The organism is Aeromonas sp. S11(2024) (assembly GCF_041402345.1).
Classification (GTDB): Bacteria; Pseudomonadota; Gammaproteobacteria; order Enterobacterales; family Aeromonadaceae; genus Aeromonas; species Aeromonas veronii.
In genome coordinates this window covers 211,881-238,152 of sequence record NZ_JBGLRC010000005.1, presented here as the reverse complement: position 1 = coordinate 238,152, position 26,272 = coordinate 211,881, and the positions used below count along the sequence as shown (strand labels likewise).

The following is a 26,272-nucleotide window of genomic DNA, read 5'->3' as shown; positions in this document are numbered from 1 at the left end:
AGTCCCCGACTCCATCCCCAAGGCGCCAGCTGGGTAACATCGGCCTGACAATGGGGGCAGCCACTGCATGCCGGTAACTGAGTATTGAGCGAGGTAATGGTGTGGGGTGCAAGCTCCTGCTGAGCAACACGGCGCTGGCGCAGGGTTAACTGGGGAAAAAGGGACAACAGGTGTTGAAAGGCTGGGGTATCCATGTTGGTAGACCTCAAGGTGATGGCCTACTTCAAGATTAGCCTTTCAACACGTAATTGGGACAGAGCCAATAAAAAACCGGGCTATCGAGCCCGGTTCAAGTGAGGTTGGAAAAACAGTCCGTACTGCGAGCCGTTTGTCCAGCCTGACTCAGATATCGATCCGGCGAGCTTGCCAGAACTTATTGCGCCAATATTGGCTATCCAGCTTGGAACGCGTCACACCGGCTCGAGTCGAGGCGTGGATGAATTCACCATTGCCGACATAGATACCAACGTGGTTGAGACGACGATTGATTTTGAAGAAGACCAGATCACCTTCGACCAGATCCTGCTTGGAAACGCGCGTCCCTTCGTGGACTTGAGAGCGGGTATCGCGGGGTAATTCGATACCGACGGCATTGCGGAACACTTCACGGGCAAAGGCGGAACAGTCGATACCGCGCTGGCTGCTGCCACCCATCCGGTACGGAACACCACGCCACTCTTTATATACAGTCAGGATTTCATTCACATCGGGTGTCTGGGAAGCTTCCGGTTCGATGACAGGTTCAACCATGGAAACTTCGATCTTGCTCGCGACCTCGGGTTGGGGTGCCGAGGCACAACCCACCATTCCGAGCGCGACCAGCAGTAGCATCAGGTGGCGCAATCCTTTATCCCCGCTAAATAGTAAATCTTGTTAAAATACGGCCCCAAAGGGCAATTTATAAGGCAACAGCACCCGACTATATCCAAGAATTCTATCGAGGCAAGTGAAAATCCCTATCAAGCTCACATTTTTGCAAGGAAATGCACGATTTTTCATAATTAATGTGATCATGCCCAAACAATATACAATCGCAAAAAGAGCCTTGGGCCTCATAGATAACTGGCTTTTATCCCTGCTTCAGCACCTTTTTAAAGTGAAAAATCATGATCGAAACCGATCTTTTTTTGTTAAAACCGGCCAGGGTATGCCAGGAACTGCTTGCTCAATTGCCTGAATGGCTGTCAACCGATGAGCAACATATCTGGCAAGCCATGACCCATCCCGAACGGCGTCAGGAATATCTGGTGAGCCGCTCCCTGCTGCGCCAGCTATTGGCTGAGCGGCTGCAACAACCCGCCGCCAGTCTGCAATTTTGCAACGCCCCCCACGGCAAGCCCCGACTGCATGATGATGCTTGGCAGTTCAATCTGAGCCACAGTGGCAGCTGGCTGGTGTTGGCGCTCTGCCCGCATGGGCCGCTTGGGGTGGATATCGAACTGGGCAAACGGCGGCATCATCCCCTCCCCCTGGCCCGCCGGTTTTATGCACAGAGTGAATATGAGTGGCTCTGCGCACTGCCTGCCCAAGAGCAGGAGAGTGCCTTCTACCGGCTCTGGTCGCGCAAGGAGGCGGTACTGAAAGCCCACGGTGGCGGCATAGCGGCGGGGCTGGAGAAGGTACGATTTATCCCGGAGGAAGGATGGCGACTCGACAACCGACTCGATGACACCCCTTATCAGGTACAGGATTGGCCCTTTGCCAGCGGCTGGCTCAGTCTCGCGGCGACGGCAGCCCCCGTGACCTTTTACCGGCTGGATGAGCGCTTGAATTGCCACTCGCTTAACCCCATGTTACTCAACACCCTTTCTGAAGAGTCCAACTCATGATCGTCGACATTACTCCCCAGAATTTTCACGCTGAACTTATCGATGCGTCCATGAAGAAGCCGGTCGTCATCTATTTCCATGCTCCGCAGATGCCGGAGTGCCAGGGGATGACACCGCTGATCGAATCACTGGTTGGGCCCGCCAATGAGCAGGTCACCCTGGCCAAGGTGGATATGAACGATCCCCAGTTGCAGCCGCTGGCCAGTCAGCTCGGCCTGCGCGCCCTGCCCGCATTGGTGCTGTTCCATCAGGGTCGCCCTGACGAACAGGGGATCATCGAAGGACCGCAGGATGAAGCCACCCTGCGTCACTATTTCGCCGCCTTCGCCCCCAAAGAAGAGGAAGAGTTGCTGGCCAAGGGGCAACAAGCACTGGCTGACGAGCAGCCCAGCATCGCTTATGCCCATCTGACCAAGGCACACCAGCTGGCTCCTGAACGTCACGACATCAGCCTGTGGCTCATTCAAGCTGCGCTCGACCTCAACCTGCTGGATGAAGCGCAGGAGCGCCTCGGCACCATCCCGATGGCGGCGCAAGATAGCCACTTCCATACCTTGAGCTCACGGCTGGCGCTGGCCCTGCAAGCGGCAGACAGCCCGGAGCTGCGCGCGCTGGAAGCCCGCCATGCAGAACAGCCTGATGATTTTGCCCTGACTCAGGAGCTGGCGGTTCAATACAACCAGGCAGGCCGTCAGGAAGAGGCGTTGGGACTGCTGCTGGAGATCCTCAAGCGGGATTTGGCATTCGGCGATGCCAGAAAGACCTATCTCGATATTCTGGCGACCATGGGCAGCACACCGGCGGCGCAGAGCTACCGTCGCAAACTCTATAGTCTGCTCTACTGATCGGAATCGAACTGGCTGGTAATGATGGGGGAGTGCCGGGAGACCGGCATGACCTCATGGGTCAAGTACGAAGAAGGTATTGTGGAAATAAGTTGCTGTGGGAATAGTGGAGATACAGTGAATTTCAGGCAAAAAAAAATGGCGCAAAACTGCGCCATTTTTTTCGCATGGATTACTTCTTGTAGGAAGTAGCCATGTTGTCGATGCGCTGGTTAGCACGCATAGCTTCTTGCTTGGCTTCGGCAACATCAGCAGCGATTTTGGACTGATCAGCACGAACTGCGCTAACATCTTGAGCCAGTTGGTCAACTTTGTTAGACAGATTCTGAACGGAAGTTTCCAGTTCGCTGGTGTTTGCACAACCGCCCAGCAGAGCGGACAGACCAACAACACCTACCAACAACAATTTTTTCATTTTTAAAGCTCCCTTGAACTCGCCAGACGTTTAGCAAGCGGCGTGATTATGGCACAAAAAAATCCTACTTTGCATAGTCCCCACCACAGATAAATGCATTAAAACCCTCATTTTTTTTTGAATGAACAGTTTTTGTCCAGATTCGTCTAAAAAATGAGTGCCGTGTGGTGGGGGCACGGACAAAGGTTAACCAAATTTTTGCCTTATTACAATTTCGTATGAGGCTCAGGCAGTACGTTCTGACAACAATTGACGATATTGCACCAGATCCTCGATGGTCAGCACCGGCATCTGGTGCTTGCGACCGAACGCAACCAGATCTGGCAGACGCGCCATCGAGCCATCTTCTTTGGTCAATTCACACAACACACCAAACGGTTTGAGGCCAGCCAGAAGCATCAGATCGACCGTCGCTTCGGTATGACCCCGGCGGGTAAACACCCCACCGGTTCGCGCCCGCAGCGGGAAAACATGACCCGGGCGGTGCAGATCGCCCGGTTTGGCGCCATCAGCGATAGCTGCACGGATGGTGGTGATGCGATCAGCCGCCGAGACACCGGTCGTGACCCCCTGCGCCGCTTCGATGGTCACGGTAAAGGCGGTCTGGTAGTGGCTAGAGTTGGCCTCGACCATCATCGGCAGTTCGAGCTGGCGAACCCGCTCATCGGGCAGGCAGAGACAGACAATGCCGGAGCACTCGCGGATCATCAGCGCCATCTGTTCATTGGTCATGGATTCAGCGGCGAAAATGAGGTCGCCCTCGTTCTCCCGATCTTCATCGTCGGCCACTAGCACGCCGCCTCCGGCACGCAAGGCAGACAGGGCCGCTTCGACACGGGCAACGGGATCACCAAATTCACTGAGTAGAGACTGATTCATGGTAAAACTCCTAAACAAGACAAGGACCAGAATCAGGGCATGGAAAGGCAGACAGAGACGGGCATGCGGCGGCCAGCCCACAAGGGCCAACACGGCAAGGTCTGTCTTATCCTCTTTCATCCGGACTATGACCGTCGGCTCCGGCATCTCACCGGATCTGCTGACCCCGACCCGGCAATCAGCCAAGTCGGGCGCTCGCGGGCTCCCCGAGTCAATCGGGATACCGCCGGTGGGGAATTGCACCCCGCCCTGAGAATAAGCGCAGACAGCCTAAAGAAAAACGGTTGCAGATACCAGCCAAAATCCCCCGCAGGCTGAAAAGCGTTTCAACATTGCGCCCGGGATCGCGCTCTGCAGCCCGATCGCCAGCGTGCGAGGCCATGACTGGCGAATTTCTTTATGGCGCGGATCGGTTTATGGCATAGTTCCCGAAACCAAAAAACAGGGCCCGAAAAGAGAGCCTGAACAACGCTGCCGGCGCAGACAGCAGCGCCAACACCACAAACGGAAAATGACAGAGATGGAAAAGAAAATACTGCTCACGGATTGCCCGGATGCCAAAGGGCTCATCGCCAAGATCACCAACATCTGCTACAAGCACCAGCTCAACATCATCAAGAACGATGAGTTTGTGGATCACGAGAATGGCCGCTTCTTTATGCGTACCGAGCTGGAGGGGCGCTTCAACGACGAGACCCTGCTGGCCGACCTCGATGATGCCCTGCCCACCGGCGCACAGCGTCGTCTGGTCAAGGCGGGCAAGAAGCGTATCGTCATTCTGGTGACCAAAGAGACCCACTGCCTCGGCGATATTCTGATGAAGAACTACGCGGGCGCGCTGGATATGGATATCGTCGCGGTGATCGGCAACTACGACACCCTGGCCGAGCTCACCGGCAAGTTCGATATCCCGTTCCACACCGTCAGTCACGATGATCTGAGCCGGACCGAACATGAAGAGCAGGTGCGCGCCATTATCGACAGCTATGAGCCTGACTATGTGATCCTGGCCAAGTACATGCGGGTGCTGACCCCGAGCTTCGTCGAGGCCTATCCGCGCAAGATTCTCAACATCCACCACTCCTTCCTGCCCGCCTTCATCGGTGCCCGCCCCTACCGGCAGGCGTTTGATCGCGGCGTCAAGCTGATCGGTGCCACCGCCCACTTCGTGACCGACGATCTGGATGAAGGCCCCATTGTCGAACAGGACGTGATCCACGTCGGTCACGCCTTCAGTGCGGACGACATGGCCAAGGCGGGTCGGGATGTGGAGAAATCGGTGCTGAGCCGCGCGCTGGAGCTGGTACTGAACGAGCGGGTGTTCGTCTACGGCAACAAGACGGTAGTCTTCAAGTAATTCGCCCACACGGCACGTATGCAAACGCCAGAAACAACAACGGCTCCCGCGGGAGCCGTTGTTGTTTCTGCGCCGAGTGTCAGAGCGGCAGATCGTTTACCGTCACCGCGCCCTTTTCCAGCTTCAACTCGGAGGTCAGCGCTTGCTTGTCGGCCTTCAGATAACCCATCAGGGTCAGCTGATCGAGCATGGGGGCCAGTTGCGGCACCGCCTTGCCCAACTTGTCGCTGAGGCTGGCATGCAGCACGCCGGAGAGGGCCTGCATCCCCGCGTCGCTGTTGAACAGCTGCTCCAGCGAGGTAGAGGCCAGCTTCACGTCCCCCTTCATGGTCACCGCCTCACCGTTGAGCTTGGCGCTGAGATCGGCCAGCTCCAGGGTCGCACCGCGTTTGAGCATCTTGTCCAGCGCCTGCTGGATGGCGGCATCTTCAACCCCCTTGCCACCGGCGGCCTGCAGCCCCTGATACCCTTCCAGATCCAGACCGTTGAGGTTGAGCGCCAACTTGCTGTCGGTCACCGCCAGGGTGTCGGTCTCGTTCTCCAGATCCAGCTTGGCAATTTTCATCTGATAGCTGCTGGAGAGGGTCTGGGCATCATCACCAGTAAGCTGAGTCTCGGTAGTCATCCCCTGCAGGGCAACCTTGACGCTGTCAGGCAGTTGCACCGTGAGGGCCGAAAGGGTCATCTCGCTCTGGGGCGAGAGGATGACACCACTAATCTCGGCAATGTCGGCACTCCCTTTCAGATCGGCCAGCACCAAGTCCATCTTGCTCTGCTCTTCGTGAACCGTCATCCCCTGCCAGGTCATGGTGAGGTGACCATTCCCCTCCAGATTGCCGTGGAACTCGCCGCTCAGCGGCAGGAAGCTGAACTCGTCCAGCCCCTGTTTGATCTTGAATTCATTGGCCCAGAAACGGCTGCTGTTACCCTGGGTCCAGAGACTGGTGACCGACTCCAGACCGAGTTCCCACTGCTCCATGCCCAGTGCGGTAAAGACCGGCGCTAGCGTGCCATTATGGGTATCGAACAGGAAGTGGCTCTTGATGTAGAGCGGCAGGATCTGGCTCTTGACCACCAGTTGCAGCTCGATGGGCTGACTGCCCTCCAGCTCGCTGTCGATGGCAGCCAGCTCCTCCGGCGTCACCACGACCTTCAGGATCCCGTCACGGGTGAAGAGGTTGCTGCTACCCGGCAGCCACTGCATGTCGAGCCCGCTCTCTTTCTCCACCTTGGCGATCTGTTCCGCCATGATGTTGTCGAAGCTGTTGCCCGTGTACCAGCACGCAGCCAGACCACCACCTACCAGTGCCGCACCCACGGCGAGGGCCACTATCTTTTTCATATATCCATGTGTCTCCAGGGAGTTGTCACTGCACTCTACGGGGCGGACTCGGGGCTAGGCAAGTCCAATCAGATGGCGAGTCCACTTTCTTGCGGCTCGCCACAACATCACAGCAAGGGGCTGAAGAGATAGAAGATGTTCTCCATCGCCTTCTTGTACCAGGGGCGGGCCTGCCATTGGGCCAGGGTCATCGGGGTGGCTTCCGCCATATAGCCCTGCACCAGTCGGGTCATCTGGGCCACGAACGAGGGGTTATCCACCAGCAGGGTCACCTCGAAGTTGAGCCAGAGGCTGCGCCGATCCAGATTGACCGTCCCCACCAGCGCGAAGTCATCATCCACCAGCACGCTCTTGGTATGGAGCAGACCGGCATCGTAGCGGTAGATCTCCACCCCGGCCGCCAGCAGCTCCTCCATAAAGGCGTTGCAGGCGTAATTGGCCATGATGGAGTCGTTGCGTGCCGGCAACACCAGTTGCACCTGCACCCCGCGCGCCGCTGCCGAACTGAGTGCGGCCGCCAGCGGATCGTCGGGTACAAAGTAAGGGGTCGTCAGCACCAGATGGCTGCGGGCCTGATAGATGGCCAGCAGCAGGCTCTGCTGGATGCAGTCGCCGCCGACGAAGGGACCGGACGGGATCAGCTGAGCGCGGTAGTTGGTCTGAGGCCAGGCCTCCGGCTCATGCTGCAGACTGTCGAGCAGCCGCTCGCCGGTCTCCATCTCCCAGTCCCAGACGAAGATCGACCACATCAGCGGCACCATGGGCCCCTGCACCCGGATCATGATGTCGACCCACTGGCCGACCCCGGCATCCTGTTTGAAGAAACGGGGATCCACCATGTTCATGGAGCCGGTGTAACCCACCCTGTCATCGATCACCACCAACTTGCGGTGCATCCGCAGATCCTGACGCTGGAACAGAATGCGCCAGGCGCCGACCGGCAGCACCTCCACCAGCTTGACCCCCGCCTTGCGCAGCTTTTTGGGCCAGTGGGAGCGGAAGAACTGTTTGCTGCCCACCGAATCGAGCAGCAAGCGACAATCCACGCCGCGTTGCGCCACTTCAATCAGCGCCTCGCACACCTCGTCGGCATCGCCGCCCGGATGCCAGATGTAGAACTCCAGATAGCAGGAGAGGGTCGAGCGACGGATATCCTGGGCAATTTCGCGCAAGATCCAGTCCGGCTTGTTGAGCAAGGTCATGCGGTTGCCGGAGAGCATCGGCATGGCGAGCCGTCCCTGGATGAGATCGTGCAGCGGCTGTGCTTTGGCGCCCACTTCGCAGCAGTGCTGCGGGAACAGACGGGCCAGTTGACGGATCCAGATGGCATAAGGGCGATACATGGCCTGGGCGCGCTCGGCACGGCGGCGCCCCAGCTTTATTTCACCAAACAGCACATAGAAGCCCACCCCGGCAAACGGAATGGCATAGATCAGCGCCAGCCAGGCCAGCGACACCCCGATGGGACGGCGTTTCATCACCACCCGAAACGACACCCCGGTGACAATCACGGTATGAAAAAGCAGTAGCAGCCAACCCAGAAAACGGGAAAACAGCAGTTGAAGATCGTGTTCCAGACCGTTAAACAACGGGGACTCCTTCTAATCGACAAACAGCGCGGTGGGCAGACCCCAACCGGCCGGGATGGTATGCTGTAAGGCAAATCCATTCTATCAGGTCGCACGCATGATCCTGCAATCTATGCTGCTCAGCCTGGCCATGCTAGGCCAAGGCTCATATGACATCAATGAGCAACAGATAAACCAATACCTGCAATCTCAGGTGCAAGTCGACAAACAGCTGGAGCTGCCGGGCATCATCAAGGCCCATGTGACGCTTGAGCAGAGCGATGTCCAGATCGGTCGCCAACGCCCCGATACCGCCCGGGTCTATGGCAAGGGCAAGCTCAAAATCGCCCTGCCAGACAATACCGAATATGACGCCCGCCTGCAGATGACCTATGAGGCGAGGCCCCGCTATGACAAGAGCCAGAGCGCGCTGTTTCTCGATAACATGAAGCTGGTGGAGTACAAGCTGGAGCCGGAGGCGGCCGAGAAAAAATTCGGGCTGATGCTCAACATGCTGCTGCAGAGCATGGAGAAGCGACTCGAGACCAAGCCGGTCTACAAACTCAATGACAAGGACCCGGATCAGGCCTGGCTGAAGGAGAATCTGCTGGGGCTGGAGCTGTCACCGGGCAAGATCCACCTGCTGACCAAACCGCGCTAAACCGCTCAATTCAGGAGGGGCTGGGTGGTATCCCGTACCAGCAGCTCCACCTGATAACCCTGCTGCTGCTGCCGCTCGTAGAGGGAGAAAAGCGACCCGCTCAATTGATTGAGGGGCATATCGGCAAACCCGGCCTTGAGATAGAAAGGCTTCTCGAAGGGCAGCGCCTGACAGACCACAGGTTTGTCCAACAGACCGTGACAGGCGTGCTGCAGCAGCCGTGACCCCAATCCCAGCGACTGGTAGTGGGGCAACAGGCGAAAGCCGCACAGATGGTAAAACTCCTCCTCGTCCCGCAACCGAACCGCCCCCACCAGCCAGTGAGCATCACGCACGACAAAGATCCGCTCGGCCAGATCCGGCACATAGTGGGAAAACGTCGTCTCGTAATAGTCCCTGATAAGGGAGAGGTCGGCGTCGCAGTACTCTTCGAAAGTGAGTTCCATCGCCAGCTTGCTTGTCACAGACAAATCCTTTGATAATCAGTTATTAGTGCCAGATACGGTGCGCTAATCCGACCACATGACGCCAGCACGATAGCATGCCTTTCGTCAACAAAAAAGCGGACGTCGTGGGCAGCTTGCTTACCCGGTGGAAGAGGCCATGACCCACCGCCCGACTGCCAAAACCGTGCTTTATGATGACAATCCTTTATTGCGGCGGATACTTTGATCCCGGTCACCGAATCGGATCATTTGCCCCCTGTTGGCCGCTTGTTCTGCCCTCGTCATGATGCTTTACTCAACATGGTCATCACAAGAAGGAGTATTAGGGTTGAAAGCATGGATGCTGGCAGGCCATATGTTGTTGATCCCCCTGAGCGGATGGAGCCAGACTCCCCCCCCCGCGGAGGTGATCTTCCTGACCGCCGCTCCCTCCCCCTTGCGTCCGAGCAAAGATGCCACTCCCGCCTCACAACCCGACACCGCTCAAACGACGGCAGTCGCCACCAACGGCAAGAAGCAGATCCAGGTCTATAAATCGGTGCAACAAAACGGGGTGGTTCGCTACTCCGACATGGCGCCCGAACAGGGCCATTACGAGCTGCTGCTGTTCAACGACTGCTTCGCCTGCGACCCCAAATCCAGCGTCAACTGGCAGACCACAGGGCTGTTTCTCTATGACTATGCCAGCACCATCAAGGCGGCCGCCAAAACCTATCAGGTTGAGCCGGCGCTGATCCGGGCGCTGATCCATGCGGAATCCGCTTTCAATCCGCTGGCGGTCTCCCGCAAGGGGGCGATGGGGCTGACCCAGCTGATGCCCGCCACAGCGCGGGAGCTGGGGGTCGGCAATGCCTTGCTGGCGGAGCAGAATATCTTCGGCGGGGTGAAATACCTGGCGGGACTGCTCAAGCAGTATGACGGCAACGTGGCGCTGGCGACCGCAGCCTACAACGCCGGTGCGGGCGCCGTACAAAAACATGGCGGTATCCCGCCCTATGCGGAAACCCGTGCCTATGTGGAGCGCGTCCAGCTCCTCCATCTGCGCTACAAAGAGATGCTGCAGGCCAAAGGGCTCTGAGGTTAGCCTCGGTTAATGCTCTTTTCTCGCCCCTCCAGAAACAAAAAACACGCCCGCAGGCGTGTCGATACCACACTTTGTTTCGCAAATAATTACTTCTGCTCAGTCGCCACCAGGCGATAAGCCAGCGCACCCAGAATGGCACCGACAATCGGGGCAACCCAGAACAGCCACAGCTGGCTGATAGCCCAGTCACCGACAAACAGCGCAACACCGGTACTGCGGGCCGGGTTGACCGAGGTATTGGTCACCGGAATGCTGACGAGGTGGATCAGGGTCAGGCACAGACCGATGGCGATCGGCGCGAAACCGGCAGGCGCACGGCTATCGGTGGCGCCCATGATGACGAACAGGAAGAAACCGGTCATCACCACTTCACACACCAGTGCGGCAGTCAGGCTATAACCACCCGGAGAGTGCTCACCGTAGCCGTTGGAAGCAAAACCGGCAGAGAGATCAAACCCGGCCTGACCGCTGGCAATCACGTAAAGCACGGCAGCGGCGGCAATGCCACCCAACACTTGCGCCACGATATAAGGCAGTACACCGGATGCCGGAAAACGACCACCCGCCCACAGACCGACGGTCACGGCAGGATTGAGGTGGCAACCGGAGATATGGCCGATGGCAAACGCCATGGTCAGCACGGTCAGACCGAAAGCCAGCGAGACCCCCAGCAGACCAATCCCGACGTGAGGGAAGGCCGCAGCCAGCACGGCGCTGCCGCACCCGCCCAATACCAGCCAGAAAGTGCCCATAAACTCAGCAGCAACAGGTTTCACATTATTTCTCCAATTTGAGATAACACCGAACAAGACCCGAGAAGGGCCCATGCTTGAACAAGCGCAGTATTATGGGAGTGTGAGTCCAGATTGCGAACCCGGCAGGCAGGGCTCACCGAATGTGATATTCGTCACAATTTGTTGATTAGATAAGAGATTTATCATTAAGGCAGCTGACTGCACGTCTCATGCCCAAGGGCGTCATGCGACAACTTGTGACACCGTTTAGCTCGAGTGCTCATCCCTTGAACGATAAAAACGGAGGCGTGGTCAGTCTCCTGCAGGGGCAAAACGGCTGACAACCTGCCCCTGATGCTCAATCCACTCCATAAACATGGCGACGGGTCGGGCATAGACCTGACCATCCTGCTCGGATTGATAAATGACCAGCGGCTCCTGGGTTTCGGTATGCAGAGCCAGGGCAAGCACTTGATAGTAACCCCCCTTGAAGTGGCGATAGCGGCCTGGAACGGGTGCTTGCATGGGAAAACCTCGCAGAAGTGAACGCCGATGAGCGAACCACATAAAGATGACACCATGAGTGCCATTCAACTCATCGAAAAGGGGGACGAAGACGATTTTTTACACAAGCCAATCGTGCCACAGGATCCGGATATTGCAACACAGTCAGGCTGCTTTGTTAATTCGTTCCCCATGTTTCACTAGTTAACCTTGGTTAGCACCAAAGATCGTGCTGAATTTAACGTTCTAGCAACCCTGTTTTAGGGCTAAAAATCAGGGAATTCTTCTAAAAAGAGGATTGTTCTAGCATTCAATTCTGTGAAGAATAGAGGAAAAGAAATTTGATACTAAAAATCGCCTTTTTCGCCAACGCGTCCCTGTGGGGAAGGAATCACACTCACCATGTTCACAATCGACAAGTCGCACAAGCTCGACGATGTCTGCTATGACATCCGCGGCCCGGTGCATAAAGAGGCTCGCCGTCTCGAAGACGAAGGCCACCGCATTCTCAAGCTCAACATCGGCAACCCGGCCCCGTTCGGCTTTGATGCGCCGGAAGAGATCATCAAGGATGTGATCCTCAACATGCCGCTGAGCCAGGGCTACTGCGACTCCAAGGGGCTCTTCTCTGCCCGTAAAGCGGTGATGCAGTACTACCAGCAAAAAGGGATGCGCAAGGTCGATATCGACGACATCTACATTGGCAATGGCGCCAGCGAGCTGATCGTGATGGCGATGCAGGCGCTGCTCAACAATGGCGACGAGATGCTGGTACCCTCCCCCGACTACCCGCTCTGGACCGCCGCCGTCACTCTCTCCGGTGGCCATGCGGTGCACTACCGCTGCGATGAAGGAGCTGACTGGTATCCGGATCTCGACGACATCCGCGCTCGCATCACCCCGCGCACTCGCGGCCTGGTGCTGATCAACCCCAACAATCCGACCGGAGCCGTCTACGGCAGCGAGTTCCTGCTGGAGGTGATCGAGATTGCCCGCCAGCACAACCTCATCATCTTCGCCGACGAGATCTACGACAAGATCCTCTACGACGATATCTCCCACACCAGCGTCTGCACCCTGTGTGACGATGTGATGGTGGTGACCTTCAACGGCCTCTCCAAGGCCTACCGTGCCTGCGGCTTCCGTCAGGGCTGGATGGTCATCACCGGCCCCAAAGGCCGTGCCCGCGGTTACATTGAAGGGCTGGAGATGCTGGCCTCCATGCGACTGTGCGCCAACGTGCCGATGCAGCACGCCATCCAGACTGCGCTTGGCGGCTACCAGAGCATCAACGAGCTGATCCTGCCGGGCGGTCGCCTGCGCAAGCAGCGGGACAAGGCATGGGAGCTCTTGAACGAGATCCCCGGGGTCTCCTGCGTCAAACCCAAGGGGGCGCTCTACATGTTCCCGCGCCTCGACCCCAAGGTGTATGACATCCGCGACGATCAGAAGATGGTGTTCGACCTGCTGCAACAGGAAAAGCTGCTGCTGGTACAGGGCACCGGCTTCAACTGGCCGGCGCCGGATCACTTCCGGCTGGTGTTCCTGCCCCGCGAAGAGGAGCTGGAGGATGCCATCGGCCGCCTCGCCCGTTTCCTCAAGGGCTACAAGCAGTAAGCAAGGCTCATGAAAAAGGCTCCCGCGGGAGCCTTTTTGTTATCTGTCGTTTTCAATCCGCACCATCAGCCGTGCAGCAGGGCACCGGCCACCAGCACCGCCATGGTGATGAGAGCCACCCCGATGATAAAGGGCAGCACCCAACGCACGAAGCGATCGTAGGGGATCTTGGCCAGCGCCAGACCGGCCACCAGATGGGCGGCGGTGGGGGCAAACAGGTTGATCCAACCGGAGGCGGACTGATAGGCGGTGATCACCAGATCCCGGGAGATGCCGGAGAAGTCCGCCAGCGGCCCCATCAGCGGCATGGAGACGGTCGCCAGCCCCGAGGTGGAGGGGATGAAGAAGCTCAGGATGATGTGCACCAGATAGGCCATCAGGATGAAGACCGACGAGGAGAGTCCGGTCACCAGCCCTTCGGCCCAGTGTAAAATGGTGTCGATGATGACGCCCTGCTCCATCACCACATAGATGCCGCGCGCCACCGCTACCACCAGCGCCACCCCGATAAGATCCCGAGCGCCGCTCAGGAAGGTCGCCACATAGTTGGATTCCGGCATCCGGTTGATCAGCGCGATCAGAATGGAAGCGCTGAAAAACAGAGTCGAGAGCTCGTCAAACCACCAGCCAAAGGTGGGCAGCACGTCGATCCCCAAGTCCGACCAGGGCACCACCGCATAGATCATCAGCAGGAAGGTGCCGAAGAAGACCAGCATGGTGAGCTTCTGCTTGCCGGTGAAGGCGAGGTTGCCGCTCTTCATCTGGGAGAACTCGTCGTCATAGGTGATGTCGGCCAGCACGGAGCGGGATTTGTCCTGTTGCACCTGCTTGGCGTAGCGCATCACGAACCAGGAGGCGAAGATCACCAGCAGCAGCCACTGGATGACCCTAAGGCCAATCCCCTCACCGATGGGGATACCGGCAAAACCGGAGGCGATGCCGGTGGCAAACGGGTTGACGGTAGAGGCGAGCACCCCGACCCCGGAGCCGAGCAGGATGATCCCCGCCGCCACCATGCGATCGAAGCCCGCCGCCATCATCACCGGCACGATCAGTGCCCAGAAGGCTACCGTCTCCTCCGCCATACCGAAGGTGGAACCACCAAGAGCAAAGAGAGCGATCAGCACAGGGATCAGCAGCCGTTCGCGCCCGGCAAAGCCGCGCACAATGGCCCCCACCCCGGCATCGAGCGCACCGCTCTGCATGGTCACCGCGAGAAAACCACCGATGATGAGCACGAACAGCGCCACGTCGGCCGCCTTGTGAAAGCCCTGGATGGGCGCCTTGAGCACCTCGAATACCCCTTGCGGGTGGGAGGGGAGTTCGGTGTAGCTGCCGGGCACCGGCAACAGCCGCTCGTCGCCGCTGTAATCGGCCACGGCCGCTGCCGCCACCGGCTGCTGGGTCTTGGCGGTGACATAGTCATATTTGCCCGCTGGCAGCACCCAGGTCAGGGCGGCCATCAGGGCGATGATGATGAAAAGCAGGGTATAGACTGTGGGGAGTTGGCGCTTCTTGGGCGCCTCGTTTGGAGTGGTCATAGCTTCCGTACCTCGGCAATGCCGTCTGTGATCCGATCAGCGCAAGACTAGCGGGTTTGATATGGGAAAAAGGTGATCGCTGATAATAAAATTCCGCAAATTAGCGGGATTTTTGCCAAAAAAACAGGGCCCCGCGGGGCCCCGTTTTCACTTGAGTCAGACTCAGAGCTCGACCACGTCGAATTTCACGTCCGGATTTACATCCGCATCGTAATCGACCTCATCCAGACCGAAACCGAACAGGCGCAGGAACTCCTGCTTGTAGCCGGTGTAATCGGTCAATTCGGAGAGGTTTTCGCTGGTGATGGATGGCCACAGGTCACGGCAGGTCTGCTGCACATCTTCGCGCAGTTCCCAGTCATCCATGCGGATGCGAGCCTGATCGTCCAGCGCCATGTCGGACGCGTAGAGACGGGTGCGCATCATGCGATCCACCTGCTCCATACAGCCCTCGTGAATGCCCTTCTCCTTCATGATCTTGAAAGCCATGGATATATAGAGCGGCATCACCGGAATGGCGGAAGAAGCCTGGGTCACCACGGATTTGAGCACAGCCACATGGGCGGTGCCGCCCTTGGCAGCCAGATCGCCACGGATGGCGGCGGCGGCGCGGTCCAGGTCTTCCTTGGCGCGGCCCAGAGTGCCATGCCAGTAGATTGGCCAGGTCAGATCGGTACCGATGTAGGAGTAGGCCACGGACTTGGCGCCGTCAGCCAGCACACCGGCATCACGCAGGGCAGCCATCCACAGCTCCCAATCCTGACCGCCCATGACGGTGATGGTGTTCTGGATCTCTTCCTCGTTAGCCGGCTCGACGGTGGCGGTGATGATCTGGTCCTTGTTGGTATCGATGGCGGTGGTGGTGTAGACCTCACCGATGGGTTTCAGGGCAGAGCGCACCACTTCGCCGGTTTCCGGCATCTTGCGCACCGGAGAGGCCAGGGAGTAGACCACCAGATCGATTTGACCCAGATCCTGCTTGATAAGCTCGATCACCTTGGCGCGGCACTCGTTGGAGAAGGCATCGCCGTTGACGCTCTTGGCGTAGAGGCCCGCCTCTTTGGCTGCCTTGTCGAAGGCGGCAGAGTTGTACCAGCCAGCGGTACCGGTCTTGGACTCGGTGCCCGCTTTTTCAAAGAAGACGCCGAGGGTGGCGGCGCCGCTACCGAAGGCAGCCGCAATCCGGGAGGCCAGGCCATAACCGGTGGAAGCGCCGATCACCAGCACCTTCTTGGGACCATTCTCGATGGTGCCCTTGGCCTTGGTATAAGCGATCTGGCGACGAACATTGGCTTCACAACCGACCGGATGAGTGGTGGTGCAGATAAAGCCGCGAACCTTGGGTTTGATGATCATATGGGGTCTCGGATCCGTTTAATGGATGAAATCGGGGCATAAGATACCTCATCTTGCCGCGATAAGGTGCTCTGATGTGTTGAACTGCGGCAAAAATGGGCATCCGAAGGTGGCAATCATGGTCCATGCCATGGTGCCACCTCACGGCAACGAGCAGGCAATGCGGGTGATGTGGCCATCCTGCAGCTTATAGAAGGCATCTTGCGGCAACTCCTGTGACCAGGTCGCCTCATAGTCGAGATCGGCATAGACGCCGCGCAACATGGCACCGAGCAGACCGTGGGAGATAACAATGGCCCGCTCGGCGATCGCGGGATCCTGCAACCACTGGTGTGCCCGGCGCTGAATGCTCTCGAAGCTCTCGGCCCCCGGTGCCTGCAGATACCAGTCCCCCTTGCCGGTATCGAGCTCGGGGTGGGCAAGACGCAGCGCCGGGATCTGGCAGCTCTCCCACTCCCCCATCCCCAGCTCCATCAAGCGATCGTCCCAGATGATGCGATCTGCCGTCAGCCCCAACTGCTCGCACACCAGCAGTGCAGTCTGACGGGCACGGCCAAGCGGGCTGGCATAGACGGTCCAGCGGGCGGGATCCGCCAGTTCGGCGGCAAGGCGCCGCCCCATGGCGATGGCTTGCGCCTCACCCTTGTCGGTCAGCTCGGAGTTACAACGCCCCTGCAGACGCTGCTCGGCATTGAAGCGGGTCTGGCCATGGCGCAGCAGATAGATGAGTCGGGACATGATTTCTCCAGCACGTTCAGATAGATAGAAAAATAAAGGGGGAAGATGATAGCAGATGAGCCCGAAGGATGGCCCAAACAGAGAGGCTAAAGCGGGCGTAAAAAACGGGTCAAGGCTGACCCGTTTGCTACCAATTTGGCCAGAGTGTATCGGCTCAGCCCTTCTTGATCTCCCGCAGATAGCGGTAGATGGAGTGGACCGAGATCCCGAGCTGGCGCGCCGCAATCTGGGCACTGTCTTTTAACTCGAAGATCCCCATGTCGTGCAGCTGGTTGACGATGACCCGGGTCTTCTGGGACGGGGGCACAGCCTCGTTGCCACGCACCTCGGCACTGACGGTGTCGATAGTGCTGTTGAGCGCTTCGTCGATGTTGCGGGCGAACACCTCCGGGGTGGCATGGCTCTCGTGGGGATGCATGCACTCCGGCATCATGGTCCGTAGCACGGATTGCAGCGGGGCATCCATGTCGCTGTTGATACAGAGCAACCCGATGGCCCTGTGCTCCCCGTTGCGGATCACGGTAGTGATGGAGCGCAGCGTCTTGCCGGTGGCGCACTTGGTCATGTAGGGGCTGGAGATATCCTGCCCGCTCTTGAGCTTCATCATCGCCAGGTTGGTGATGGGGGCGCCGACACTGCGGCCGGTGATATGGCCGTTGGCAATCTTGACGATCGAGGGATTGCGCGCATCCAGACTGTGGAGCAGCACTTCGGTGTGCTGACCATACATGGCGGCGATGCCATCCACTATGTTCTCCATCGACTTGAGGATCTCAAAATCGCTCGGACTCAACTCTTGCAGCTTCACAATGGGACCTTCTTGCAAGGGTTGCTGCCGGACAATGGGCGCCGGGCAGCAACCGACAGGGACATCAGGCGGACATGATATCAATAATGGTGCTGTCTGTGGCAGACATGCCCTCCTTCACCATCTGACCGACGTTGCGGATGGTCTGATCCACGTCGCCGGCGACGATCCCCTGCCCCGACACCGAGTGGCTGTTGAGGGCCATCAGGAAGCCGCGCACCGCCGCACCGGAGGAGGTACTCACCTTCATGGCGCAGGAGGCTTTCGCCCCGTCGCACACCATACCGGCACTGTCGCTCAGCACGTTCTGGATGGCGAAGCAGGATTGCTCGAAGCTGCCACCCGCCAGATAGACCATGGCCATGGAGGCGGCCGCGCTGGTCACGGTATTGCCACAGAAGGCCGACAGCGGCGGATAGTGGGACTTGATATAGATGGCGCCCAGATGGCTCATGATGAGGGCGCGAGCCAGCTGCTCTTCGCTGGCCGCAAAGCGCTCGGCAATCACCATCACCGGAATGGTGGCGGCAATGCCCTGGTTGCCGCTGCCAAAGTTGCTCATGGCTGGCAGGGTCGCGCCCCCCATGCGGGCATCAGAGGCAGCCGCCGTCATCATCACGATGCGGTTCATCACATCCTCGCCGATAAGACCGGCATTGATGTTCTGCTGCATGGTGCGGCCAATCTCCAGGCCATAGGGGTTGTTCATCCCCTCGGCGGAGAGCTTGCCGTTAAGCTCGGAGGCTTTGAGGATGAACCTGATCTGCTCGAACTCCACCTGGGTGGCGAACTCGTAGATGGCGGCGATGCTGATATCGACGCCATCGCAGATGGAACCGGTGGCGCCGCCCTGGCTCTGATCGGCGGTGAAGGTCACCTCGCCATCGCGGCGCTGCTCGACGATGCGGGTATGACCGCCGCACAGGGTCACTTCGGCACTGTGCTCTTCACCCTTTTCATCAGTGCCATAAACGGTCACGCGGCAGAAGATAAACTCGGGGGCGGCGGTGCGGCTCACCTGCACCTTGCCAGCATCGATCAGCTGCTGGGCACGATCCACCTGTTCTGGCTGGATCGCGGCCAGCACCTCCAGCCCGGCGTCGGCGTTACCGCCGATGGCACCGGCCGCGGCCGCAATGGCCAGACCGATCTTGCCGGTGCCCGGCACATAAACACCCATCGAGTTTTTATAGAGATTGTCCGACACCGCAACCTCGAGGCGACCGGGCTCACAGCCCAGTTGCCGGACGGCGACAGCCGCGGCATAGGCAGCGGCGATTGGCTCTGTACAACCCAGCGCTGGTTTGACAACCTGTTGAATAATCTGCAGATACTGCTGCCACGCTTGTTTCATCACTTGAACCTTTTTATCAGCATTAACGAGCGATATGGGCGATCGCTTCCACTTCAACCTTGACGCCCATCGGCAGATCCTTCACTGCGAAGCAGCTGCGCGCCGGACAATCTTTCTGGAAATAGGCTTTATAGACCTCGTTGAACGCGGCAAAATCGCTGATCTCGGCGAGGTAGCAGGTGGTTTTGAGCACGGTATCCAGCGAGCCGCCAGCGGCTTCCAGCACGGATTTCAGGTTTTCCAGTGACTGGCGGGTCTGGGCGGCAATCCCCCCTTCCACCACACCACCCTGCTGCTTGCAGACCGGCAACTGACCGGAGGTAAAGATAAGGTCGCCATAGGCAGTGCCGTGGCTGTAGGGACCAATAGCGTCAGGTGCCGCTGCTGCTGTGATGATGCGTTTCATATAGCCACTCCTGTTTGTGCAATTTTTTTTGCAATCATGAATCTCATTCTGTTCAACATTATTTGCTTTTTATTTTATCCATTCAACAAAAAGATACAAAAATGGCGTTTATAGACACCTTTCGGCCTCAATATAAACCGTGATCACCATCCTGATTTGAACAAAAGTACTCTTATGGGCATTGTTTATGACAGTTTTATTCAACTATATTTGCGCCGCTTTCCCACATCCCTACAAAAAAGAAGGTTTTAATGGACGCGCATAGCACTACACTCGCCAGCCCCGTGATGGGCACGCTGGAATGGAAAGAAGCGGTTCGCTTCGACAGCACCGACTGGGGCTGGATCATCATGAGCATCGGCATGGCCATCGGCGCGGGGATCGTCTTCCTGCCGGTACAGGTGGGTCTGATGGGTTTGTGGGTCTTTCTGCTCTCTGCGGTGATCGGCTACCCCGCCATGTACATGTTCCAGCGCCTCTTTATCAACACCCTGGCCACCTCGCCGGAGTGCAAGGATTACCCCAGCGTCATCACCGGCTACCTCGGCAAGAACTGGGGTGTGCTGCTCGGCGCCCTCTACTTCGTGATGCTGGTGATCTGGGTCTTCGTCTACTCCACCGCCATCACCAATGACAGCGCCTCCTTCTTGCAGAGCTTCGGCGTTACCGACGGCCTGCTCTCCGAAAACCCGCTCTACGGTCTGGTGCTGATCTGTGGCCTGGTGGCACTGGCCTCGCGCGGCGAAAACCTGTTGTTCAAGATCTCCACCTTTATGGTGCTGACCAAGATCAGCGTTGTTGCGGTGCTGGGCCTGATGATGGTGGACAAGTGGGATGCGGCCAACATCACCGCCATGCCCGCTGCCGGTGACTGGATGAAGGATGCCATCATCATGCTCCCCTTTACCCTCACCTCCATCCTCTTTATTCAAAGCCTGAGCCCCATGGTGATCTCCTACCGCTCGCGGGAAAAGTCGCTGGAAGTGGCCCGCTTCAAGGCGATGCGCGCCATGAATATCGCCTTCGGCATCCTGTTCGTGGTGGTGTTCTTCTACGCGGTCTCCTTCACTCTGGCCATGGGCCACGATCAGGCGGTCAAAGCCTCTGAAGAGAATATCTCCGCACTGGCGATGGTAGCCCAGGGGATGCCCGGCCAGACCCTCAAGCTCCTGAGCCTCACCCTCAACATCTTTGCGGTAATGACCGCCTACTTCGGCGTCTATCTGGGCTTTCGTGAAGCCTGTCAGGGGCTGGCAATGAACCTGCTGCGCCGCGTCATGCCGGAAAACCGCATCAACAAAGGATTGGTGGGCAAAGGGATCATGGTGTTCACCGTCATGCTCTCCTGGGGTGCCATCGTGCTCAACGCACCGGTACTGAGTTTCACCTCCATCTGCAGCCCCATCTTCGGCATGGTGGGTTGCCTCATCCCGGCTTATCTGGTCTATCAGGTACCGGCGCTGCACAAGTACAAGGGCACCTCCCTCTACATCATCATCGTCACCGGCCTGCTGCTCTGTGTCTCGCCCTTCCTGGCGTTCAACTGATCGGTTTCCCCTTATCGACCACGGGTCACCTTCGGGTGGCCCGTTTTCTATTGGTGCGGCTGACCGCGCCCCCGCCCGGAAGTAAAAAGCCAAGGGGATCACAACTTGCAACCGGCCATCACCCAAGGGAGGCCGCTCGGAGTACTATTCAGGCAACACGACTCACGCCCGCACTCAGGTATCGAGGCTTAACATGAAATGGATTTTCAACCCCGCCATCCGGCTGGGCAACCAGCTCTCCTTCAAATACAAATTCCTGCTCTGGTCCTGCCTGATGCTGCTGCCACTGGCCTACAGCATGGCCAATCTGCTGGGGCGGCTGCAGGATGACAACGTCCAGGCCAACCGCGAGCTGGCGGGAGTGGCCAATCTCGCCCCCGTGCCCGCTATCGAGCAAGCCCTGCTCACCCATCGCAATCTGGTGACCCGTCACGCCTATGAGGTGGATCCGGTCGGTGATGATCAGGTCAAGGCAGCCGCGCAAGCCGTTGATCAGAGCCTGCAAGCCTTTGCCGACACCCGCCAGAACAACCCCTCCTTTGAGGTGATCCAGCCGGGCTGGGCCGCCCTGCAGAGTGAAGCGGGCAAGCTGGAAGTGGAGCAGAGCAACCTGCGCCACGACAAGCTGCTGACCGAGGTGCGCCACCTCTACAAGCACATTACTGCCAGTAGCAGCCTGATCCAGGATCCGGCGCTCGGTACCTACTACATGGTGATCCTCGCCAGCGAGCGGTTGCCGCAGCTGCGCGACCTGCTGGCTCAGGTGCGGGATCGCGCCGCCACCATCGCCGATTTCGGCCTGTTTCAGGCCGAGGGCTACAGCGGCCTGCGTTTTCGTCTCGACCTTATCAGCGCCACTCTGCAAGAGCTGGAGGCCGATCTGACCCTGCTCTACCAGATTGAACCCGCCTATCGCGCCGAGCTGGGTCAGCAGACCGATGCTCTGATACAGCTGGTGCGTCAGGGGGTCGAGACCATGGAAAACAAGATGATGAAGGATCAGCTGGTGCAACTCCCCACCAAGGAGGTGCAAGCGCTGGGGGATAAGATGGACGAGGCCATCACCGCACTGGCAGGCCAGGTACGCCAGCGGCTGGAGGCCGACCTGCATCAGCGGCTGGCCGCCAACCAACGCCACTTCTGGTGGGTCACAGCGCCGCTGACCGCCAGCTTGCTGCTCTACCTCTACCTGATGATCGGCGCCTATCTCTCCCTGCGCGAAACCGTGGGGCGGGTGCGTGATATCGCCGCCCGGGTCAACGCCCAGGATCTCAGCCAGCACATCGAGATCGTCGGTCAGGACGAGCTGGCCGCCATCAGCCGGGATTACAACGTGACCCTGGAGACCCTGCGCACCCTGATGCTGCGAGTGCGGGAAAATGGCGTCACAGTAGTGGAGAGCGCCACCGAGATCGAAGCGCGCACCTGCCGCTCGCAGGAGGTCATTGCCGATCAGCAAGGGGAGACCCATCAGGTCGCCACCGCCATCAAGGAGCTGGCCGCCACCTCACAAGACATGGCGGGCAACGCCCTGCAAGCCGCCCGCATGACCCAGGAGGCGCAGAACGTGGTCGGTCAGGGCGAGGATGTGGTGGAACGAACCATCAAGGCCATCGACCATATCAACCGCGAGGTGCTGCGTACCGCCGACACCATAGGCCAGCTGGAACAGCAGTGCAGCCAGATTGGCGGCGTCATCAGCGTGATCCGCGGCATCGCCGAACAGACCAACCTGCTGGCCCTCAACGCTGCCATCGAAGCGGCCCGGGCGGGTGAGCAGGGTCGCGGCTTTGCGGTGGTGGCCGACGAGGTGCGATCTCTTGCCAACCGCACCCAGGGGGCTACCGTCGAGATCCAGCAGATGATTGAACAGCTGCAATCCGGCGCCCGCGCCTCGGTCACCGCCATGTCGGCGGCAAGCCATGAAGCGCAGGAGGGGGTCGGGCTGGCGCAGGAGGCGAAACAGGCTTTCGGCGCCATCACCGAGAAGGTGGATCGAATGGTCGATACCAACGCCATCATCGCCAGCGCCATCGAGCAGCAGGGCGCCGTGGTCAACGAGATCGAACGCAACGTAGTGCGCATCTCCGATGGCAGTGACGAGGCGCTGCAAGTGGCCAACGCCGCCCGCGATGCCGCCCGCCAGATCCACCAGCTCACCGAACAGCTGCGCGCCATGGTACAGAGCTTCGTACTGTGACAGAGCGCTGACAAGCCGGGCTCAACGTGAGCCCGCCATTATCTCGGTCTCGCCCCTGCCCACAACATCTCGGTTGCGCGGATCATCCAGAAAATCGCTGCTCCCACTTGCCGGGCAGATGCCAACAAAGTAGTCTCGAACGAAAACAAAGTGCGGCATTCCCGACACGCACGGTCTGCGACGTCGAGGCAAGCAAGCCGCCTGCGAGCCACAGATTAAACCCAGCGTCACGTCATTTATCACCCGCTTCAAGCGAGGATTTACCCATGGCCAGATACCAGTTTTTTACCATTCCGGCGTCCAAACGGCAGCAATACACCTTTATCGACATGGCATCTCCGACTTTTCTGAGTGAAAAGGCGGCACTGCTGACCCAAGGATTCGAGGTGGAGGAGGACTTTATTGACGCGACCAGTCCACGGGAGGCCGTCGAGAAGTACCAATCCAATTTTCTCTATGTGGCGGATGAGATTGGCAAGTCCGATAGCAGCTACGCCGCGGCCGTCGCCATGCTGGAGATTGGCAAGGGGTTATTGGGCAATAAAAACCGCTGAGATAAGGTACAGCGGTGAAGAGTGGTGGCCATCGTGGCAACGCGCCCGATGGCCATATGGCAAGATATCAATTCGGTAAGTCAGAAGCGCCCCAGCTGCTGGAGCATCTCGATCAGCTCCTCTTCGCTGCTCGGCTCATAGGCCAGCTGAAGGCTCGGCGCGGCGCCTCCCATCAGCATATAGACGTTGGTGCTGCAGTGGTCGTAGTGATACCACTTACCGTCGATACAGACGTCGGTATAGCATCTCGGGTCCCTTTTCAGTTCCATATGCACATCCTTTTGTTACATTCCATCAACATCACTCCTGACCGTAAAATAACCACCGAGGTTCACGCTTGATGCAGATCAAGGGAAACAGCTGAAAGGGACAGATATCTGCCAGATCTGTGGCCTGCGGATGCCTTGAGCCCGCATCGGTTATCCGAATGAAGATGGGCCGAGTGCCCCGTCATATCGCCGGATGGCCCCCGGTAACAAAAACGGCGCCCGCAGGCGCCGTTTTTTCATCTCCCCGCCAAAACGAGGGGCAAGCCAAAAGGCTTATTCGTCTTCCAGATAGGCGTAGCCTTGCAGGCCCAGCTCCAGCTCGTCGAGCAGGGCTTTGCGAGTGGCATCGTCCAGCGCCGGGTGAGCGGCGATCCGCTGGTAGTTTTCGCGAATGACGGACGGGTCGATGTTGACGTAACGCAGCAGCTGGTCGACGGTGTCGCCGCGCACCACGTTGCGAATGTCCATCTTGCCCTCTTCGTCCAGCCACACTTCCGCGCAGTGGGTGTCACCGAACAGGTTGTGCAGATCGCCGAGGATCTCCTGATAGGCACCGACCAGGAAGAAGCCGACGTGGCACTCTTCATTCTCGCCGTAGACCGGCATTGGCAGGGTGCTCTCGACCCCCAGACCGTCGACATAGTGCTCGACCTGACCGTCGGAGTCACAGGTGATATCCATCAGGATACCGCGACGGCTAAGCGGACGATCGAGACCAGCCAGCGGCATCACCGGGAATACCTGACCGATACCCCAGGCATCCGGCAGAGACTGGAACAGGGAGAAGTTGGCAAAGCACTTGTCCGCCAGCTTTTCACTCAGCTCGTCAGCCAGCGCACGGTGGTTGCGGTTGACCGGGTTGAGCATCTCTTTGAGCGCCAGACAGGTGTTCTGGTGCAGCATCTCGGCCCAGGCACGCTGTTCAAGGTTCAAGAGGCCCATGGTGTACTGGGTATTCACGTCACCCAGATCTGCCACCGAGTCATGGAAGATCTCCAGCAGGGAGGGATCTTCGCTGCGCAGATCCAGCCAGCCTTTCCACATGTTCTGCAGAATGGTCGGCGCATCTTCGTCCGGCGCGCTGATGTCGTTCATCTCCACACCTTCGGCACCAATGATATTGGTGACCAGCACGGCGTGGTGGGCAGTCAGGGCACGGCCGGACTCGCTGATGATGGTCGGGTGCGGCAGATCGAACTCGCGGCAGACATCGCCGATGCCCCATACCACGTTATTGGCGTACTCGGAGAGGCTGTAGTTGGCGGAGCAGTGGCTCTGGGAACGGGTTCCCTCGTAGTCCACGCCCAGGCCACCACCGACGTCCACGACTTCGATGTTGGCACCGAGGCGACGCAGTTCAGCGTAGAAACGGCCGCACTCGCGGATGCCGCCCTGAATGTCGCGGATATTGGCGATCTGGGAGCCCAGATGGAAGTGCAGCAGTTGCAGACAATCCAGCTTGCCCAGCCCGCGCAGACGTTCGATCAGCGCCAGGATCTGGGAGGCGGAGAGACCAAATTTGGACATGGAGCCACCGCTCGATTCCCACATGCCGGAGCCGGTGGAAGCGAGCTTGGCACGCACCCCGATGTTGGGCTTGATGTTGAGACGAGCTGACTCGTCCAGCACCATTTCCAGTTCGGAGGGCTTCTCCACCACGATGTAGACCTTGTGGCCCATCAGGTTGCCCAATAGGGCGTGGCGGATATATTCGCGGTCTTTGTAACCGTTGCAGACGATCACCGAACCTTGCTCATGGTGATGGGACAGCACGGCCAGCAGTTCCGGTTTGGAACCAGCTTCCAGGCCAAGCCGGGGCTTGTCGCTGTAGGACTGGCTGATGGTCTCGATGACACGACGCTGCTGGTTTACCTTGATCGGGTAAACGCAGAGGTAGTCCCCTTCATAGCCAGACTTCTCGATGGCCTGACCAAAAGCGTTGAACAGCGCATCGACCCGACTCTTGAGGATGTCGGGGAAGCGCAGCAACACGGGGGTGGTCAGCCCGGACTGACGCAACTGTTCGATGGCGTCAGAGAGCACGATATGCGCGTCAGGGCGTGATTTGTCGGGGGCGACGGTCACATGACCGGCGTCATTGATATTGAAAAAACCCGCACCCCAGTAGGGAACGTTGTAGACCTTCAAGGAGTCCTTGCTGGACCAGTTAGTCATGGGCTATGCCTCGCAAATGAGCGACCCAAAGTCGCCTTCGTTA

The 26,272-nt window shown here is 58.6% G+C and carries 25 protein-coding genes, 1 pseudogene and 1 riboswitch; of the genes and pseudogenes, 9 read left to right on the top strand and 17 right to left on the bottom strand.

Annotated elements, in window-relative coordinates; all coding sequences use genetic code 11:
- Both ACB040_RS07155 and ACB040_RS07150 read right to left on the bottom strand, forming a co-directional pair.
- Positions 1 to 194: pseudogene (locus ACB040_RS07155) on the bottom strand (IS1595 family transposase); the annotation flags it as partial.
- Positions 195 to 342: 148 nt separating this feature from the next.
- Complete coding sequence (locus ACB040_RS07150; protein WP_005334331.1) at positions 343 to 831, bottom strand: C40 family peptidase; 489 nt, start codon at positions 829 to 831, stop codon at positions 343 to 345.
- Positions 832 to 1,106: 275 nt separating this feature from the next.
- On the opposite strand from ACB040_RS07150, the gene ACB040_RS07145 reads away from it, so the two are divergent.
- The gene (locus ACB040_RS07145; protein WP_371153773.1) at positions 1,107 to 1,829 is read left to right on the top strand and encodes a 4'-phosphopantetheinyl transferase superfamily protein; all 723 of its coding nucleotides are present in this window, start codon (positions 1,107 to 1,109) and stop codon (positions 1,827 to 1,829) included.
- Complete coding sequence (locus tag ACB040_RS07140; protein WP_335830296.1) at positions 1,826 to 2,674, top strand: tetratricopeptide repeat protein; 849 nt, start codon at positions 1,826 to 1,828, stop codon at positions 2,672 to 2,674. The genes ACB040_RS07145 and ACB040_RS07140 overlap by 4 nt, the downstream gene beginning before the upstream one ends.
- A gap of 172 nt (positions 2,675 to 2,846) precedes the next feature.
- Here ACB040_RS07140 and ACB040_RS07135 read toward each other — a convergent pair whose 3' ends face one another.
- Together ACB040_RS07135 and ribB are read right to left on the bottom strand one after the other, a co-directional pair.
- Positions 2,847 to 3,089 (bottom strand): Lpp/OprI family alanine-zipper lipoprotein, encoded by a 243-nt coding sequence (locus tag ACB040_RS07135; RefSeq protein ID WP_005334342.1) that lies wholly within the window; start codon positions 3,087 to 3,089, stop codon positions 2,847 to 2,849.
- Positions 3,090 to 3,314: 225 nt separating this feature from the next.
- Positions 3,315 to 3,968: a 3,4-dihydroxy-2-butanone-4-phosphate synthase gene (ribB, locus tag ACB040_RS07130; protein ID WP_331378081.1), complete on the bottom strand. Its 654-nt coding sequence runs from the start codon at positions 3,966 to 3,968 to the stop codon at positions 3,315 to 3,317.
- Between the two features lie 104 nt (positions 3,969 to 4,072).
- Positions 4,073 to 4,229: riboswitch (FMN riboswitch) on the bottom strand.
- Positions 4,230 to 4,488: 259 nt separating this feature from the next.
- Between ribB and purU the strand changes: the two genes are divergently transcribed.
- Positions 4,489 to 5,325, top strand: coding sequence for a formyltetrahydrofolate deformylase (gene purU / locus ACB040_RS07125; RefSeq protein ID WP_019445959.1), 837 nt, complete (start codon positions 4,489 to 4,491; stop codon positions 5,323 to 5,325).
- A 79-nt stretch (positions 5,326 to 5,404) separates the two neighbouring features.
- On the opposite strand, the gene ACB040_RS07120 is transcribed toward purU, so the two are convergent.
- Both ACB040_RS07120 and cls read right to left on the bottom strand, forming a co-directional pair.
- On the bottom strand, positions 5,405 to 6,667 hold the full coding sequence (locus ACB040_RS07120; RefSeq protein ID WP_371153770.1) for a DUF945 family protein: 1,263 nt from the start codon (positions 6,665 to 6,667) through the stop codon (positions 5,405 to 5,407).
- A gap of 107 nt (positions 6,668 to 6,774) precedes the next feature.
- Positions 6,775 to 8,256, bottom strand: coding sequence for a cardiolipin synthase (gene cls, locus ACB040_RS07115; RefSeq protein ID WP_005361740.1), 1,482 nt, complete (start codon positions 8,254 to 8,256; stop codon positions 6,775 to 6,777).
- A gap of 97 nt (positions 8,257 to 8,353) precedes the next feature.
- On the opposite strand from cls, the gene ACB040_RS07110 reads away from it, so the two are divergent.
- Positions 8,354 to 8,896, top strand: a complete 543-nt coding sequence (locus ACB040_RS07110; RefSeq protein WP_005353308.1) for a DUF1439 domain-containing protein — start codon at positions 8,354 to 8,356, stop codon at positions 8,894 to 8,896.
- A 5-nt stretch (positions 8,897 to 8,901) separates the two neighbouring features.
- Here the strand turns inward: ACB040_RS07110 and ACB040_RS07105 are convergent, their stop codons facing one another.
- Positions 8,902 to 9,342, bottom strand: coding sequence for a GNAT family N-acetyltransferase (locus ACB040_RS07105; protein WP_041980377.1), 441 nt, complete (start codon positions 9,340 to 9,342; stop codon positions 8,902 to 8,904).
- A 328-nt stretch (positions 9,343 to 9,670) separates the two neighbouring features.
- Here ACB040_RS07105 and ACB040_RS07100 point away from each other — a divergent pair, with 328 nt between their 5' ends.
- Positions 9,671 to 10,420, top strand: a complete 750-nt coding sequence (locus tag ACB040_RS07100) for a lytic transglycosylase domain-containing protein (protein WP_021229320.1) — start codon at positions 9,671 to 9,673, stop codon at positions 10,418 to 10,420.
- 92 nt (positions 10,421 to 10,512) lie between these two features.
- Here the strand turns inward: ACB040_RS07100 and aqpZ are convergent, their stop codons facing one another.
- Together aqpZ and ACB040_RS07090 are read right to left on the bottom strand one after the other, a co-directional pair.
- On the bottom strand, positions 10,513 to 11,202 hold the full coding sequence (aqpZ, locus tag ACB040_RS07095; protein ID WP_005361747.1) for an aquaporin Z: 690 nt from the start codon (positions 11,200 to 11,202) through the stop codon (positions 10,513 to 10,515).
- A gap of 270 nt (positions 11,203 to 11,472) precedes the next feature.
- Entirely contained in the window at positions 11,473 to 11,685 is a 213-nt protein-coding gene (locus ACB040_RS07090) for a DUF1653 domain-containing protein (protein ID WP_236296680.1), read from the bottom strand.
- A 381-nt stretch (positions 11,686 to 12,066) separates the two neighbouring features.
- Here ACB040_RS07090 and ACB040_RS07085 point away from each other — a divergent pair, with 381 nt between their 5' ends.
- Positions 12,067 to 13,281: a pyridoxal phosphate-dependent aminotransferase gene (locus ACB040_RS07085; RefSeq protein ID WP_005334367.1), complete on the top strand. Its 1,215-nt coding sequence runs from the start codon at positions 12,067 to 12,069 to the stop codon at positions 13,279 to 13,281.
- 65 nt (positions 13,282 to 13,346) lie between these two features.
- Here ACB040_RS07085 and ACB040_RS07080 read toward each other — a convergent pair whose 3' ends face one another.
- The 6 genes from ACB040_RS07080 to ACB040_RS07055 form a co-directional block, all read right to left on the bottom strand.
- Positions 13,347 to 14,822 (bottom strand): YfcC family protein, encoded by a 1,476-nt coding sequence (locus ACB040_RS07080; protein WP_101530443.1) that lies wholly within the window; start codon positions 14,820 to 14,822, stop codon positions 13,347 to 13,349.
- A gap of 162 nt (positions 14,823 to 14,984) precedes the next feature.
- The gene (fabV, locus tag ACB040_RS07075) at positions 14,985 to 16,178 is read right to left on the bottom strand and encodes an enoyl-ACP reductase FabV (protein ID WP_005361765.1); all 1,194 of its coding nucleotides are present in this window, start codon (positions 16,176 to 16,178) and stop codon (positions 14,985 to 14,987) included.
- 141 nt (positions 16,179 to 16,319) lie between these two features.
- Positions 16,320 to 16,916, bottom strand: a complete 597-nt coding sequence (locus ACB040_RS07070) for a histidine phosphatase family protein (protein WP_338771826.1) — start codon at positions 16,914 to 16,916, stop codon at positions 16,320 to 16,322.
- 154 nt (positions 16,917 to 17,070) lie between these two features.
- Positions 17,071 to 17,724, bottom strand: a complete 654-nt coding sequence (locus ACB040_RS07065) for a transcriptional regulator (protein WP_005334376.1) — start codon at positions 17,722 to 17,724, stop codon at positions 17,071 to 17,073.
- Positions 17,725 to 17,788: 64 nt separating this feature from the next.
- Positions 17,789 to 19,078 carry an L-serine ammonia-lyase, iron-sulfur-dependent, subunit alpha gene (locus ACB040_RS07060; RefSeq protein WP_338771829.1) on the bottom strand — a complete coding sequence of 430 codons (1,290 nt, stop codon included), beginning with the start codon at positions 19,076 to 19,078 and terminating at the stop codon, positions 17,789 to 17,791.
- A gap of 22 nt (positions 19,079 to 19,100) precedes the next feature.
- On the bottom strand, positions 19,101 to 19,484 hold the full coding sequence (locus ACB040_RS07055) for a Rid family detoxifying hydrolase (RefSeq protein WP_005344164.1): 384 nt from the start codon (positions 19,482 to 19,484) through the stop codon (positions 19,101 to 19,103).
- A 251-nt stretch (positions 19,485 to 19,735) separates the two neighbouring features.
- Between ACB040_RS07055 and ACB040_RS07050 the strand changes: the two genes are divergently transcribed.
- The 3 genes from ACB040_RS07050 (at position 19,736) to ACB040_RS07040 (ending at position 23,785) form a co-directional block, all read left to right on the top strand.
- A complete protein-coding gene (locus tag ACB040_RS07050) occupies positions 19,736 to 21,031 on the top strand; it encodes an amino acid permease (protein WP_005334398.1) in 1,296 nt (431 codons plus the stop codon).
- Between the two features lie 193 nt (positions 21,032 to 21,224).
- A complete protein-coding gene (locus tag ACB040_RS07045) occupies positions 21,225 to 23,231 on the top strand; it encodes a methyl-accepting chemotaxis protein (protein WP_338771832.1) in 2,007 nt (668 codons plus the stop codon).
- Between the two features lie 266 nt (positions 23,232 to 23,497).
- Entirely contained in the window at positions 23,498 to 23,785 is a 288-nt protein-coding gene (locus ACB040_RS07040; RefSeq protein ID WP_150997253.1) for a hypothetical protein, read from the top strand.
- An 80-nt stretch (positions 23,786 to 23,865) separates the two neighbouring features.
- On the opposite strand, the gene ACB040_RS07035 is transcribed toward ACB040_RS07040, so the two are convergent.
- Positions 23,866 to 24,054, bottom strand: coding sequence for a hypothetical protein (locus ACB040_RS07035; protein ID WP_005334402.1), 189 nt, complete (start codon positions 24,052 to 24,054; stop codon positions 23,866 to 23,868).
- 273 nt (positions 24,055 to 24,327) lie between these two features.
- Positions 24,328 to 26,229 carry a biosynthetic arginine decarboxylase gene (speA, locus tag ACB040_RS07030; protein ID WP_005344160.1) on the bottom strand — a complete coding sequence of 634 codons (1,902 nt, stop codon included), beginning with the start codon at positions 26,227 to 26,229 and terminating at the stop codon, positions 24,328 to 24,330.
- Between the last annotated feature and the right edge of the window lie 43 nt (positions 26,230 to 26,272).

Excerpts from the sequence above, each read along its gene's own strand:
- ACB040_RS07150 (WP_005334331.1), bottom strand. The coding sequence starts at position 831 with ATGCTACTGCTGGTCGCGCTCGGAATGGTGGGTTGTGCCTCGGCACCC.
- ACB040_RS07145 (WP_371153773.1), top strand. The coding sequence starts at position 1,107 with ATGATCGAAACCGATCTTTTTTTGTTAAAACCGGCCAGGGTATGCCAG.
- ACB040_RS07140 (WP_335830296.1), top strand. The coding sequence starts at position 1,826 with ATGATCGTCGACATTACTCCCCAGAATTTTCACGCTGAACTTATCGAT.
- ACB040_RS07135 (WP_005334342.1), bottom strand. The coding sequence starts at position 3,089 with ATGAAAAAATTGTTGTTGGTAGGTGTTGTTGGTCTGTCCGCTCTGCTG.
- ribB (WP_331378081.1), bottom strand. The coding sequence starts at position 3,968 with ATGAATCAGTCTCTACTCAGTGAATTTGGTGATCCCGTTGCCCGTGTC.
- purU (WP_019445959.1), top strand. The coding sequence starts at position 4,489 with ATGGAAAAGAAAATACTGCTCACGGATTGCCCGGATGCCAAAGGGCTC.
- ACB040_RS07120 (WP_371153770.1), bottom strand. The coding sequence starts at position 6,667 with ATGAAAAAGATAGTGGCCCTCGCCGTGGGTGCGGCACTGGTAGGTGGT.
- ACB040_RS07110 (WP_005353308.1), top strand. The coding sequence starts at position 8,354 with ATGATCCTGCAATCTATGCTGCTCAGCCTGGCCATGCTAGGCCAAGGC.
- ACB040_RS07105 (WP_041980377.1), bottom strand. The coding sequence starts at position 9,342 with ATGGAACTCACTTTCGAAGAGTACTGCGACGCCGACCTCTCCCTTATC.
- ACB040_RS07090 (WP_236296680.1), bottom strand. The coding sequence starts at position 11,685 with ATGCAAGCACCCGTTCCAGGCCGCTATCGCCACTTCAAGGGGGGTTAC.
- ACB040_RS07085 (WP_005334367.1), top strand. The coding sequence starts at position 12,067 with ATGTTCACAATCGACAAGTCGCACAAGCTCGACGATGTCTGCTATGAC.
- ACB040_RS07080 (WP_101530443.1), bottom strand. The coding sequence starts at position 14,822 with ATGACCACTCCAAACGAGGCGCCCAAGAAGCGCCAACTCCCCACAGTC.
- fabV (WP_005361765.1), bottom strand. The coding sequence starts at position 16,178 with ATGATCATCAAACCCAAGGTTCGCGGCTTTATCTGCACCACCACTCAT.
- ACB040_RS07070 (WP_338771826.1), bottom strand. The coding sequence starts at position 16,916 with ATGTCCCGACTCATCTATCTGCTGCGCCATGGCCAGACCCGCTTCAAT.
- ACB040_RS07060 (WP_338771829.1), bottom strand. The coding sequence starts at position 19,078 with ATGAAACAAGCGTGGCAGCAGTATCTGCAGATTATTCAACAGGTTGTC.
- ACB040_RS07055 (WP_005344164.1), bottom strand. The coding sequence starts at position 19,484 with ATGAAACGCATCATCACAGCAGCAGCGGCACCTGACGCTATTGGTCCC.
- ACB040_RS07050 (WP_005334398.1), top strand. The coding sequence starts at position 19,736 with ATGGACGCGCATAGCACTACACTCGCCAGCCCCGTGATGGGCACGCTG.
- ACB040_RS07045 (WP_338771832.1), top strand. The coding sequence starts at position 21,225 with ATGAAATGGATTTTCAACCCCGCCATCCGGCTGGGCAACCAGCTCTCC.
- ACB040_RS07040 (WP_150997253.1), top strand. The coding sequence starts at position 23,498 with ATGGCCAGATACCAGTTTTTTACCATTCCGGCGTCCAAACGGCAGCAA.
- ACB040_RS07035 (WP_005334402.1), bottom strand. The coding sequence starts at position 24,054 with ATGGAACTGAAAAGGGACCCGAGATGCTATACCGACGTCTGTATCGAC.
- speA (WP_005344160.1), bottom strand. The coding sequence starts at position 26,229 with ATGACTAACTGGTCCAGCAAGGACTCCTTGAAGGTCTACAACGTTCCC.